This is a genomic window from Sinomicrobium soli (assembly GCF_003285545.1).
Classification (GTDB): Bacteria; Bacteroidota; Bacteroidia; order Flavobacteriales; family Flavobacteriaceae; genus Sinomicrobium.
Map to the genome: position 1 here is coordinate 1 of NZ_QLNV01000022.1, position 12,312 is coordinate 12,312.

General features: G+C 41.6%; 12 protein-coding genes. 5 read left to right on the forward strand and 7 right to left on the reverse strand.

What is annotated here, in order from left to right; translation table 11 throughout:
* The 5 genes from DN748_RS17810 to DN748_RS19460 form a co-directional block, all read right to left on the reverse strand.
* Positions 1-586, reverse strand: a 586-nt coding sequence (locus DN748_RS17810) for a hypothetical protein (protein WP_146746645.1), incomplete at its 3' end; no start/stop codon positions are given.
* A 259-nt stretch (positions 587-845) separates the two neighbouring features.
* Positions 846-1,037: a hypothetical protein gene (locus DN748_RS17815; RefSeq protein WP_112373194.1), complete on the reverse strand. Its 192-nt coding sequence runs from the start codon at positions 1,035-1,037 to the stop codon at positions 846-848.
* A gap of 303 nt (positions 1,038-1,340) precedes the next feature.
* A complete protein-coding gene (locus DN748_RS17820) occupies positions 1,341-2,120 on the reverse strand; it encodes a V-type ATP synthase subunit I domain-containing protein (protein WP_112373195.1) in 780 nt (259 codons plus the stop codon).
* Positions 2,121-2,232: 112 nt separating this feature from the next.
* Positions 2,233-2,952 (reverse strand): HNH endonuclease, encoded by a 720-nt coding sequence (locus DN748_RS17825; RefSeq protein ID WP_112373196.1) that lies wholly within the window; start codon positions 2,950-2,952, stop codon positions 2,233-2,235.
* A gap of 15 nt (positions 2,953-2,967) precedes the next feature.
* A complete protein-coding gene (locus DN748_RS19460; protein ID WP_410528322.1) occupies positions 2,968-3,174 on the reverse strand; it encodes a helix-turn-helix transcriptional regulator in 207 nt (68 codons plus the stop codon).
* A 764-nt stretch (positions 3,175-3,938) separates the two neighbouring features.
* Between DN748_RS19460 and DN748_RS19160 the strand changes: the two genes are divergently transcribed.
* From DN748_RS19160 to DN748_RS17845, 4 genes are all read left to right on the forward strand, one after another.
* Positions 3,939-4,112: a hypothetical protein gene (locus tag DN748_RS19160; RefSeq protein WP_161554601.1), complete on the forward strand. Its 174-nt coding sequence runs from the start codon at positions 3,939-3,941 to the stop codon at positions 4,110-4,112.
* Positions 4,113-4,191: 79 nt separating this feature from the next.
* On the forward strand, positions 4,192-7,224 hold the full coding sequence (locus DN748_RS17835; protein ID WP_112373198.1) for a SusC/RagA family TonB-linked outer membrane protein: 3,033 nt from the start codon (positions 4,192-4,194) through the stop codon (positions 7,222-7,224).
* Between the two features lie 84 nt (positions 7,225-7,308).
* Complete coding sequence (locus DN748_RS17840; protein WP_161554602.1) at positions 7,309-8,595, forward strand: RagB/SusD family nutrient uptake outer membrane protein; 1,287 nt, start codon at positions 7,309-7,311, stop codon at positions 8,593-8,595.
* A 13-nt stretch (positions 8,596-8,608) separates the two neighbouring features.
* Positions 8,609-9,181, forward strand: a complete 573-nt coding sequence (locus DN748_RS17845) for a redoxin domain-containing protein (protein ID WP_112373200.1) — start codon at positions 8,609-8,611, stop codon at positions 9,179-9,181.
* 91 nt (positions 9,182-9,272) lie between these two features.
* Here DN748_RS17845 and DN748_RS17850 read toward each other — a convergent pair whose 3' ends face one another.
* Together DN748_RS17850 and DN748_RS17855 are read right to left on the reverse strand one after the other, a co-directional pair.
* Complete coding sequence (locus DN748_RS17850; RefSeq protein WP_112373201.1) at positions 9,273-9,554, reverse strand: DUF6520 family protein; 282 nt, start codon at positions 9,552-9,554, stop codon at positions 9,273-9,275.
* A 221-nt stretch (positions 9,555-9,775) separates the two neighbouring features.
* Positions 9,776-10,720, reverse strand: coding sequence for a helix-turn-helix domain-containing protein (locus DN748_RS17855; protein WP_112373202.1), 945 nt, complete (start codon positions 10,718-10,720; stop codon positions 9,776-9,778).
* 195 nt (positions 10,721-10,915) lie between these two features.
* On the opposite strand from DN748_RS17855, the gene DN748_RS17860 reads away from it, so the two are divergent.
* Positions 10,916-12,256 (forward strand): hypothetical protein, encoded by a 1,341-nt coding sequence (locus tag DN748_RS17860; RefSeq protein ID WP_146746646.1) that lies wholly within the window; start codon positions 10,916-10,918, stop codon positions 12,254-12,256.
* The last annotated feature ends 56 nt before the right edge of the window (positions 12,257-12,312 follow it).

The following is a 12,312-nucleotide window of genomic DNA, read 5'->3' on the forward strand; positions in this document are numbered from 1 at the left end:
GCTTTTCATTGTGACAGTTTGAATTTAAAGTTAGTAAATTCGAATTTAAAACTGTCCTATTTTTAGGGAAGCCTACAAACCTAATCGCGGATTTATCTTTTTCTAACTCTTTTTTGTATAAGGTATAATCCTTTTCGGTATTCAGAGTTGAAAAAGTTTCGAATTTTTGGTAATGGAACTTTAACGGATATGAGTCAGATGCTGTTTTTAATATATGGTCATTAATGTTAGAGTAGGTCTTAAAGGGAAGTTTTATAAGGCTTTTCTCCAATGAAATTAAATAATTCGGTTCATTAGTAGAGAAATGATTTTTTTCTATGGAGACATTCAATAAGGAAGGGTAAATACTCTGTAATAATTTTTCTCTTTCTTCATCTATCGATTTTTCATCTTTAGTTTCTAATAAACTATAAAATTCGTGTGATAAATTGAGGTTTAATAAGTTGTATTGATTTATTTTCTTTAGTAAAAGAATTAGGTTGTTTTTGATTTCGAAATATTTTAGTATACCCTCTCCATTTGAGCTACATATAGCATCATAGCAGTCTAAAATTTCTTCATAATATTTCCGTGTAATTGTCTTCATAATTTAATTACCAACACCCAAGTGTCCCCAAATTAACAATTGGGATTAATCCAAATGAACATACCATATTATCAGCAGTATTAATCTCCAATTCAAAAAATTGTATAGGATTATTAAGCTTATGCATTACTTATTTTCTTTTTTAAGTTGCCTTTTAAATTCTAAGTAAGTAGGAGCCTTACTTGCTGACCAATCGCTCTTATGCAAAAGGTTTCTAATATCCTCTCTTAAAAGTTCTGCAATTTTGTTTACTGATCTCTCAATACCCCATTGAATAAAGCATTAATTCTGCTATTTCTTTCGCTTCTTGCAAATTTCTGGCAGGTTTGACCTGCCCGTTGTTTGTTTTAGAATTTATATCATCTTCTAATGAGATCCAAACAAATCCGTCTTCATCCAATTCACAGTAATAGCTTTTACCTTTATACATTATTGAAAATATTTCGTTCATTTTTCCTATAATTTAAAAGTATACCCTTAGTTTTCCATAACTTTGTGGAAAATATATCCCTAGCAACCCTTTGACTTGTAATACCTATTTTTCATCATTTTCAGTGCTTATCCAACCAATTATTCACCAACATTCTGTACCACTTGCTCCACCATTTTCGATGGTAATTTCTTTATCAGTATAAATGTGTATTCGATATTATTGTTCGCATTGATTCTTTCTCCTGCCTTTTCAATATGTACCTTGAGTCTACCTGTGAAATTTTAAACTTCGCCGAACAGGATATATAAATTAACCCCTATACTATTCTTTGGTTTCTTCACTAGAAAGGAATTCGAGGTTAGCAACACTGTCACTTATTTGTTTAATTAAATCCTTACTTTCCTTCGAATTCCAAAAGTTCGTTTCCATATCGTTTAATGGAGAATCTGGAGAAATTGAGAATTGGCCAAAGGGGAGCTCGCTTGCCTTAGACAATACTTCATATTCTTTCTCTCTTATAGCCTTTTTAAGTGTTTGAATGGTTTCTTTGTATCTTTCACCTTCCGCTTTTGTGCTTTTAAGCTCGTTTTTTAGTACTTCCTTTTGTTCCAAAATTTCTGAAATTTCTATCTCTAATACATTTTGTTCTTGTAACTCTTCATTAACTATTTCGTAGAAGTCTGCCTCAGAATTTTTGATACCATTGTACAATATCTCCAAATGGTTTTGGATTTCTTTTAGGTATTGGAATATTAGAGGGTCTTTCACAGATTCTGTCTTCTCTTTTACAATTTTTATAAGCTTTATAATTGAGGATAGGTTTGCCCTATTATGTCTAATGGCTGTTTTGGCAATTCGTTTTTGATTAGCTGCATTATCTGTTTGCCACCCCCATAATGCAACCTGTCTGGAAATATAGAAAGCGGCTAATAAGTTCAATACCACAAACAATATATTTACCCAAATAGTGGTATTATTTTTTTCTGGTAAAGAAGAAAAGACAGTATAAGATATTATAATAATAAGAGAAATAGTGAATAATCCCCAGTCAGATAAAAATTTCAGGAATTGATTCCTAGTTGGTTGGTTGTTTTGAGACATGCTTTCAATAATTATGGGGAATTAAAATTAATTGATTTAGTACAAAATAACCAAATCCCATCAAACAATCCATACGGATTCCCGTAAAAACAACAAAAAAAGAAGAAAAAACCTATTTTTCCACCCTCTTGCTCAACTCCTCAACCCCAACACTCTCCATATCCCTATGCAGCATCCTATGACAATTAGCACAGACCAAAGCCAAATCCTCCAACTTCGTTTTAGACTTCCCGTCCAACTGAGATAAAGGCACTCTATGATGACATTCAATAAACCCTTTCCCTAATTCACCATACACTTCATAGAAGTCAAACCTGCAAACCTCACAATCCAATTTGCCGTGTTTCTTGTAGTAGCTGTCTTTCTTTTTCTTGGTTAGGGTAGGGTTGCGCTCTCTTAGCTTATGTAGTTTGTAAATAATCTCGCCCTCTTTAGCTTCGAAAAACTCCTTTTCTTCTGTTTCTATATGGTAAAGTTGAAGGTTGGTATCACCGTCAATGGTAGATTTTATCTGTTTCGCTATTCTCTTTAGTTCCTCTTTATTATTGACAAACTTGTCAAAGAGTTCCTTGTCAAGTTTACTGTAGGCTTGCATGCCTTTACCCTTGTAGTTGGGATCAATAGCTAAGAAATTGCTGAGTTTCAACCCGACGCCATTAGGATTACGGAGTTTAGTAATATTGGGGATGTTATTGTGGATAGGAAGCTTATTAAGAAGGTGAGATAACTGGATTATTTCTTCGTTCCTGGCATGGATTTGCCCCGGTTCTAAACGAAAGTATAACTCTAGAGCCAATAAAATTTCATCGGGGTGCCATTTGGGGTTACGCATATCAATACAATTATATTATTTAGCCTTCATCCATTCACTTTGATGAAGCAATTCCCTTATGTCAACATTGAGAAATTTAGCAATTTCATTAAGCGTATTTAAAGTGGGTTGTTGTTTGTTATTCACCCACCTAGAAACAGTCTCCTTCTTTACTTCCAGGTGAATGACCAGGTCATTATTCTTCATGTCTTTTTCCTCTAGAACTTCTGCTATACGATTGATTTAATAATTAGACATAATTTTATTTTAAATATTGTTGACTTTTAAAATCAACTTTCATATATTTGCATATGATTAGACAATTAACAAGTCATACGGTTTGAGCTTGATTTAGAATTTGTCTAACGATTAAACGAGTCTCCAACTTCTCACTTGGTACCTGGGAAGGAGGCGGTAAGGTCAGCTCATTTCCTACGGATATTATATATTCGCCATATAATGACGTAGGGGTGAGCCTTACTGAAGTCCGCTTCCAGGTACCACCTAAAGCAAACGCTTTAGGTCTGCACAAGAGTCTTGACTCCTGTGAGAAGAGTGGGTTGATGTAAGGTCTCGCCCCTTATGTTTTTTAAGGAGCTCGTTTACATAACCACCAACGATTATGAAAACGATTAGCACACCACATCCACCAGAGCACTTCTACGGTCTATCACCGGCAACAGGCTTTACCCTATGCCGTAACACCCGGCCACAATCCCAAGCGATACCATCCTTATTTCAAAACATCAAACGTGCCCCGGAATGAGGGCACCACCGGCAGTAAACGCAAGGCGTGTCAGGCCATGCATGCTGTCCGGTACCACCGGCCCGTACCCGCGAAAAACACCCATAGGGTTTGCCACAGGGGTAAAAGACCGTTACATCTATCGGGTACTCGCAATGCTCATAAAAGTAACTTCTTTTTCCCTGACGTGCAAGCGTAATCTGTTTTCTGACGGTAAAAGGGCCGGTTTTCTATACCAATATCACACACTAACACACGTATTATGAAAACACCACACCAAAGACTACAAGAGCTCCAACAGCAATGGAGCGCCGAGATGGCCACTTTTCAGGAACTACAACAAACCAATAAGGTCCTTACAGAGGAACTCCGGGAGTGTGTACAAAAACTGGATGAATTAGCAGCTCCGGCTGGTTTCAAGGGTCAAAATGTATGATAACCTGTAACCTGTTACCAGCAACTTAACGGCCTGCAACCCCGCAGGGCTTTTGTACTAACACTCAAATATTAGAATTATGAAGATCATTACATTAGCGGGCCTGTCCTGCTGGTGCCCCATAACTATTGCCCTTATTTTACTGAGCCTGCCATTACCTGCTATGGCATTATCCCCCTTACAAATTAATGATCAACACCAGGTCACCGGAACGGTTACCGACGAAGGCGGTCTGCCGCTTCCAGGGGTCAATATCATTATAAAAAATACACAAAACGGTACCATGTCTGATGAAAACGGGGTATATCGCATAACTGTAAGGGAAACGGATGTTTTGGTCTTTTCATTTATAGGTTTTAAAACAGAGGAAAGGTCGGTAAGCGGCCTTGCAAGAATTGACGTTCAACTAAAGGTTTCTTTGTCGGTGTTGGATGAAACGGTAGTAATCGGCTATGGAACAACAACAAAGCGGCTAAGCACAGGATCGGTTGGAAAACTAAAAGCTAAAGAAATAGAAAATCAACCTGTGACAAATGTATTATCCGCTTTGTCTGGTCGTATTCCCGGTGTATTCATACAAACTACAAATGGTTTACCAGGAGGGAAGGTTAATGTGCAAATACGCGGCCGGCAGTCAATCGCAGCAGGAGTGGAGCCGCTATTTGTTGTTGACGGAGTTCCGTTTTCATCCAATACCCTCACCATTGGAACTTCTGACCTCAGTTTTCTTAATGGCCAGGTGAGCCCTCTTAATAGTCTTTCTCCTGATGATATAGCGAGTATTGAAGTATTAAAAGATGCGGATGCAACTGCAATTTATGGAAGCCGCGGTGCCAATGGAGTCATTTTGATAACCACAAAAAAGGGCAAAGCCCATACCCCAACAGTCACCCTTAATTTTTCACAAGGTATTAGCCAGGTAAGCCGTAAAGCAGAATATCTATCTCTTCAAGAGTATTTAATGTTACGCCGGGAAGCGTACAGCAACGAAGGAGTGGAACCCTCTGCAAATCCCCTCGATCCCGGATATGCACCCGATCTTATGGTGTGGGATACAACCCAAAACACGGATTGGCAGGATTACCTGATCGGAAATAGTGCTCCCTTGACCCGTTTGCAAAGTTCTTTTTCTGGCGGATCAGAATTAACACAATTTTTGCTTGGTCTTAATTATTACCGTGAAGGTTCTGTATTGCCCGGAGACTTACTATATAGACGATATGGCGGACACCTAAATGTTAATCATCGTTCTTCAAACAAAAAATTCAGTCTGCAGACCACCTTAAATTATACGATAGATGACAATAAAACCTTAAAAGACATGGGAGTTTTGCAAATGGCATCATTACCTCCCAATTTTCCTATTTACCTGGAAGATGGTTCCTACAATTGGGAGGCTTCTCGAAATCCGGCGGCCTACTTACAGCAGAAAGCGACCAACAAAACAGGTAATTTCGTTACTAATTTAGTCCTCAGTTATCAAATTTTCCCTACCCTTTCGTTCAAGACAAGTTTAGGATATACTTCGACAGCGATGAAAAGCTGGGCGGGAGACCCTGCTACTTCGCAAAACCCTCCGCTGGGCGGGGCAACAAACAAGGCTTATTTCGGAAACCAAAATACTTCGACACTAATTGCTGAACCACAATTATACTTTTCCACGTCCAATAAATTTGGGAAAGTGAGTGTGCTCTTAGGGATGTCGTGGCAAAAAACCGAAAGAGAAATGGAACGAATCTATGCCGACGATTACGCGAATGATCTCTTTTTGGAAAACTTAGGGGCTGCGGGAAGAATAAGCAGTGCAGGTAACACTTATGGTCAATATAAGTACGCCTCAATATTCAGCCGCATAAACTATAATTACCGGAATAAATATTTACTAAACATCAACCTGAGAAGAGATGGATCAAGCCGCTTCGGACCGGGTAATCAATTTGGGAATTTCGGGGCAATAGGTATAGGATGGGTATTTTCCGAAGAAAAAAGCATTAAGGACAATTGGTCGTTTTTAAGTTTCGGTAAGATACGAGGCAGTTTTGGGATCGTCGGAAACGACCAAATTCCGGATTATCAATACTTAGCAACATACAGCAATACTTATACCTACATGGGTATGAGTGCACTTAATCCTTCCAACATTTCAAACGCAAATTACCAATGGGAAACTACAAAAAAATTGGAAGGAACAATGGAATTAGGTTTTTTTAATAACCGCTTAGAGACTACCTTTTCCTATTTTAACCATCAAAGTGATAATCAATTGATCGCCTATCCCATTCCTTATATAAGCGGTCCGTTTGGCGATTATCAGGCAAACCTCCCTGCACTAGTCAAAAATACGGGCTGGGAAATTGAATTATCCTCAGTGCCGGTAAAACAGGAATCCTTTTTCTGGAACAGTTCTTTTAATATTACCTTCCCAAAGAATAGACTGGTACGATATCCCGGACTGGAAAATTCAAGCTATGCCAATCAATATACCGTTGGTGAAGACCTAAGTAATGTTAAAGGGTATCATTATCTGGGTATTGATTCGGAAACCGGTATTGCCATGTTTGAGGATTTGAATGGAGACGGGGCTATTACCTATCCCCACGATCTTATCGCGCGAGGGAAAACCAGTCCCGATTTTTACGGGGGCTGGAGCAATCAGTTTCAGTTTAAAGGTATAAGCCTGGATATATTCTTTCAATTTGTAAAGCAGCAATCCATAGTAGATATTTACTCTTATATGGCTCCTGGTCCTCTGAATAACAACAAATTCTCTGGTGCTTTTAGTCGGTGGCAAAATCCTGGAGATATTACCAATGTGCAAAAGGCTTATTTAATAAGTAACAGAGAAGTCGGTACAGCATTATCTTACATGAATGGATCAAACGCTTCCTTAAAGAATGCTTCCTATGTGAGATTGAAAAATATAGCCTTGCGGTACAGATTCCCGGATGCCATTGCCAAACAGCTTCGTTTTTCATCAGTTGAAGTATTTGGTTTAGCTCAGAATATGATTACATGGTCACCATTGAGTGCTAATGATCCTGAAGTTGCTAATTCATCCCTTGGGGCACCAACCTTACGTTCCTTTACTATAGGTTGTTCTATCAGATTGTAAAACTTGAACCTTTTGAAAATGAGAAAACGTATATATATCCTCCTTTTTGCAGTGAGTATGTCTTCCATATACTCATGCGAGGAAATGATCGAAATTCCGGAACCTTCTACCCGAGTAACCGCCAATAGGATTTTTTCCGATTCAACGCTTGCCCTTCAAGCTACCTTGAACCTGTATGCTTCGCTGGGTACCTTTGAAACCAATTTCATTTCGAGAGTGGCGCTATACACAGGGGAGGTCACATCAACAAGTACAAGTTCGTCATATATCGATTTCCTAAATAATAATCTTCAGACGGACAATAGTTACGTTCTTAATGTGTGGAGAGCCCTTTATAATGTAATTTACCAGGCCAATGCGGCGCTTGAAGGTCTATCGTCAACATCTGCATTTTCAGATCAACTGAGAAATAGGCTTGTTGGCGAAAGCAGGTTTATGCGTGCCTACTGTTATTTTTACTTGATTAATATTTTTGGTGATGTGCCATTAATTATCGGAACCAATGTTGATCAAACAGCCATTGCCCCTCGTGAAAAAAGTGCTACTATTTACACGCAAATAATAGATGACCTGGAACAGGCAATAGAACTATTGTCCGTATATCGGAATGAAGAGAAGACCAGGGCGAATAAGATTGCCGCCAATGCACTTTTATCGCGGGTTTACCTCTACCTCGAGGATTGGGAACGGGCCCTGTTTTATGCAACAGAAGTGATTAATTTGGAATATTTAGATGAACTACCGCCATTGAATGATGTATTCATCAAAAATGGTGATGAAGCCATTCTTCAATTGTGGAGAGAAAATGGTTATAGTCATTTATCGGTTATGATACCGCCTTCATCAGAAAGCTCGGTCCCTACAATCCTGCTTCCACCTCAATTTATTGACAGTTTTGATGAAGGGGATATGCGTAAAAACTTATGGATAGGAAGTAGGGCAATAAGCGAAAACATTTATGTCTACCCTACTAAATATAAATTGCGGAGTACGACAACAGGTGACAGAGCTGAATATACCATGTTGTTACGTTTCGCAGAACAATACTTCATAAGAGCCGAAGCCAACGTCCGATTAAACAAGTATGATGCAGCTACCGATGATTTGAATGTTATCCGTAATAGGGCAGGTTTACCGGATATCGCACTGACGGGGGACCAACAGCAAGCAATTAACCAAGTGGCTATTGAGCGGGAGAGAGAACTCTTTACAGAAAACGGACTCCACTTTTTCGATCTCAAACGATGGCAAACTATAAATGAGGTAATGCCACAACGGAAACCAAACTGGCAGGAATTTATGGTACTGTACCCCATCCCCAGAACAGAGAGGGATAAAAACCCTTCACTTACTCAAAACTTTGGATATTAAATTTAAATAAAAGATGATGAAAAACTGTATTTGTATTATTTTGGGACTATTATTCGTACAATCAATCGTGTATGGTCAGGATAAAAGACAGGTTAAAATTGGAGATAGCCTGCTCCAGGACTATAAAGTGCAATTAGTATACAACGGCGAATGGACTACCGTCAAAGAATTGCAGGGTGATAGAAATCTGATTATTAATTTCTGGGGCAGGCGTTGTAAACCGTGCGTTAGAGAGTTGCCCAAATTGGATTCTCTTCAACGTGAGTTTGGTAATGACATACTTATTCTGTGTGTAAGTCCGGAACCAGAAGAAGACATTAAGGAAGTAAAAGATTTTCTTGATAGTAAATCACTCTTACGCAATCTTAAATTAACATTTGTCATCAATAGTGCAAGCTACACCTATAATGAAGATGGTGTTAGGACTAACCGTGTATCTGGGGATCTTTATAAAGATTTCATGAGCTATGATGGGGTATCGAGAAAATTTTGGTTAGACCAGCATGGGATTCTAAAGGCTATAACAGAACCAAAAAAGGTTAATAAGGAAAACTTGGATTATTTTCTATCTAATGGCACATTGTAATGGGCAGATGATTCAATAGAAAATAGGCAGGCATGGCACTATCTGTATAAGACGTGTCATGCTTGCCATTAGATGAAAAATTAAACTCATTTTATTCGACCTCATGTCTTTCTAACGAAGTTTCACGAGTTGAAGTACCAGCTTCAAATACGTAGGTACAATTTTCACCGTTTCCTGTACATTCATCGTAATGCTCATTACTATAAGCATTGATTTCTGCAGCAGTTCCAGTTTCTAGTATAGGACCAGTAGGGGTTTCTCTAAGGTCATACATTTGTTGTACAGGCTCCTTTTCGTCTACACTAAACGCAAACACTCCGACTACGCCAACGGCTATAACCATAGCCGCAATGACAAATTTTAATTTTTTCATATTCGTAAATTTTAAGATTAATAAATTGGTTAAATGATTCGTGCCATCGGGGTGGCACGAGTTTACAGGCAACCCCTAATCCCGAAGGGCTGCCGGGTCGGTGGGATTATAGATGTAAAATTATGCCGGGGTTTTTACGCCTGAAAGGGGAAAACGGTAAAAATGCTGCAAACTCGGTCGAAAGCTTTCCGTTTTTTCCTGAAAAGTGTTAAAATTCACTTTTACTGTCTTTTCAGGAACCGGTTAAGGGCATAACGGAAGGAACTCTCGTCACTGTACCCCACGGACAGGTAGACGTCGCTTGCGTTCAGATCATTGCGTTCCATCTGCATGATGGCGTCTGTGATCCTGAGCCTGCTGTAATATTCATGTGGTGTCGTACCGTACTCCCGCTTAAAATGGTTGCGGAGCGTACGTGCTGTTACATGGAAGTGTGCAGCGAGGTATTGGTTGCTTAGTGTGGCATCGCGGTAATGTTCGTTGAGATATACCCTGACCCGGTAGGCGAGGTCGTGGCTCTGGACGCCAAGCGTGGTATCGTAATGGGCGAGGATATACGAAAAATATTTCCGCAGGTTGCCGTCCAGTGCGCTGATATTGTTTTCCGAATAGCTGAATATGTTGTTCAGCCAACGGTGTACGCGGCGGCCGATGGGCTGGGGGTGCATGATCTCGTAAGGCGTATCACTGCTGCGGAACCGTTCAAACACCGGCAGGATGTTCGGGAAGTCCCGGCCTGCCCTGGCCAGCCATTCGGGGGCAAAGGTGACTATCAGGGCGGTGTGGTGGCCGGTGCCGACCTGTACCATATACTCTCCCTTGTTGTAGTAAAGCAACAGGAAGGTGTTGTTCCGGGTACGGGTGATCGGGCAATTTTCGGGGGTGGTAAGGAGCAGGCCGCCTTCCAGCATAACATAAAGGAATAGCTGCCGGCGTGGGAGGCTGAACCTTATACGCTTCGGCCTGCGGGCCCTGACTTGTACCAGGTCTATATAGAAGGGCCGCTGGTTGACCCGCTGGCTGAGGATCTCGGCTTCGGGCAAGCGGTAATAACGTCGCTCCCCGGCAAAGGTGATGGGATGATAACACCAGTCGGGCAGGGTACGGATCGCGGTATCGGACAGCAATTCATCCTGCCCGAAGATCAGGTTATACGGTGTGTCCATAGCATTTGGGGTTTATGCTTTAAAGATTTAGGAGACCATAAGGTACGAAATTTTTAGGAATGATGATTTTTCTTTCAGGAAAGCAGGTGTTTTGTGTGTTAATATTTTTTTAGGGTTTTGTCGTTCTGCCGTTGTGAGGTTGAATTTCTTTTGGTTAACGTTTGAGATTCTTCACTCCGTTTTGCCTTGTTCCGTATGTACCGTTTCATCTCTTCGTCCGAAGAGCGGCTGAACCTCCCGGATTTCCGCGATGGTATGGTCCTGCCCGAAAGCCTACCTTTGCGGGGTAAACACATAATGATGAGCAGATATTTGTATCTATGGGGCCTGTTTTTTCTGCTGTTGGTCAACAGCAGCACGGCCCGGGAAAAATACGAAACGGAAAAAGAACGCTTACAGGCGAAGATCGATGCGTTTATGCAGCCGTACCGTTCCGGTAAGGAAGAAGCGCTGCACCTTTTGCTGACCCGGATAGAGGCGGGGCAGTCCCTGCCCGAAGACGACAGTACCTATATGGCGTTCAACGCTTTTTATACCAAAAACCGGAAGGCCTACCGCAAGCTGCGCCTGCAAAGCCTGGAGCGCTACCCGGCGCCGCCCGATAGGTTTCCCGGCTATGACCGCGTTCCTGTATCGCAGCTTGATATGGAACAGGGAGCACTGGACAAGATAGGGACTGTGGTGCAGCAACTAACCAATATAAGGACGCTTGATGTCGAGGAGAGTGCAACAGTGCAGTATGCATTGCTCGCATCGGTGTTTAAATACCTGCAGGACAAATACGGGCTTTCGCTGGCCGAAATGATGGAAACCTATGGCTGTGGGAGCCTGATATTTACCGAAAAACAGGACCGGGAGCACTGGCAGGTGACCCGGGTAAACCGGGTCTATATTACCCGTTACCGGTGGAATATGGAAACCAATATCGTAGACCGGGTGGAAGTGTGGGTCACTGACGGGGAAATACAGCCGGCCGGCTGGCTGAGTGATGCCACCTTTAAGGCTAACACCCCCGAACTGGAACTGATGCGCGATGTCACCACCTGTTTGTGGTCGCTCTACGACCGTAAATACCACGGTATAGACACCGGTTGTGATAGTGCTTCCGGGTTTTTGGAGGCCAACAGCGACCGCTATGCCGCATTGCGGAACAGCCGTATCGGCAGGCTGCCCCGGCTCCCGGGAGACTGGGAGGAAAACTATGCCCGGAAGGAAGACCCGGTGGTCGATGACCTTGTCCTGCCCCTGGAACGCAGCGGTGACGGAACCTACCGTTTGTCCGAAGCCATGTCGGTCTCAGAGTTCGGGTATTTTAATGTGCTGAATCATATACAGGCACGCCTGTCTGAAAACCCTGCAGACAATATCGACTTTATAACCTCCTGGCTCACCGGGTATAAGGTTTATGCCATGCCGGCAGGAAAGGACGTATGGCGGCTTACCACCGGCTTCGGTTCCCTGGCCTTCTCCTTTACCTGGAACATCCGTACCGATGCGATCAGCGATGGGGTACGTTATACCCGGAAGCCCCTGTAGCGGGAGGGAATTACTGGTATGCTGTTGGAGATTCTTATCCGATCAGGGGGCGGGAC

Excerpts from the sequence above, each read along its gene's own strand:
- DN748_RS17815 (WP_112373194.1), bottom strand. The coding sequence starts at position 1,037 with ATGAACGAAATATTTTCAATAATGTATAAAGGTAAAAGCTATTACTGT.
- DN748_RS17820 (WP_112373195.1), bottom strand. The coding sequence starts at position 2,120 with ATGTCTCAAAACAACCAACCAACTAGGAATCAATTCCTGAAATTTTTA.
- DN748_RS17825 (WP_112373196.1), bottom strand. The coding sequence starts at position 2,952 with ATGCGTAACCCCAAATGGCACCCCGATGAAATTTTATTGGCTCTAGAG.
- DN748_RS19160 (WP_161554601.1), top strand. The coding sequence starts at position 3,939 with ATGAAAACACCACACCAAAGACTACAAGAGCTCCAACAGCAATGGAGC.
- DN748_RS17835 (WP_112373198.1), top strand. The coding sequence starts at position 4,192 with ATGAAGATCATTACATTAGCGGGCCTGTCCTGCTGGTGCCCCATAACT.
- DN748_RS17840 (WP_161554602.1), top strand. The coding sequence starts at position 7,309 with ATGATCGAAATTCCGGAACCTTCTACCCGAGTAACCGCCAATAGGATT.
- DN748_RS17845 (WP_112373200.1), top strand. The coding sequence starts at position 8,609 with ATGATGAAAAACTGTATTTGTATTATTTTGGGACTATTATTCGTACAA.
- DN748_RS17850 (WP_112373201.1), bottom strand. The coding sequence starts at position 9,554 with ATGAAAAAATTAAAATTTGTCATTGCGGCTATGGTTATAGCCGTTGGC.
- DN748_RS17855 (WP_112373202.1), bottom strand. The coding sequence starts at position 10,720 with ATGGACACACCGTATAACCTGATCTTCGGGCAGGATGAATTGCTGTCC.
- DN748_RS17860 (WP_146746646.1), top strand. The coding sequence starts at position 10,916 with ATGTACCGTTTCATCTCTTCGTCCGAAGAGCGGCTGAACCTCCCGGAT.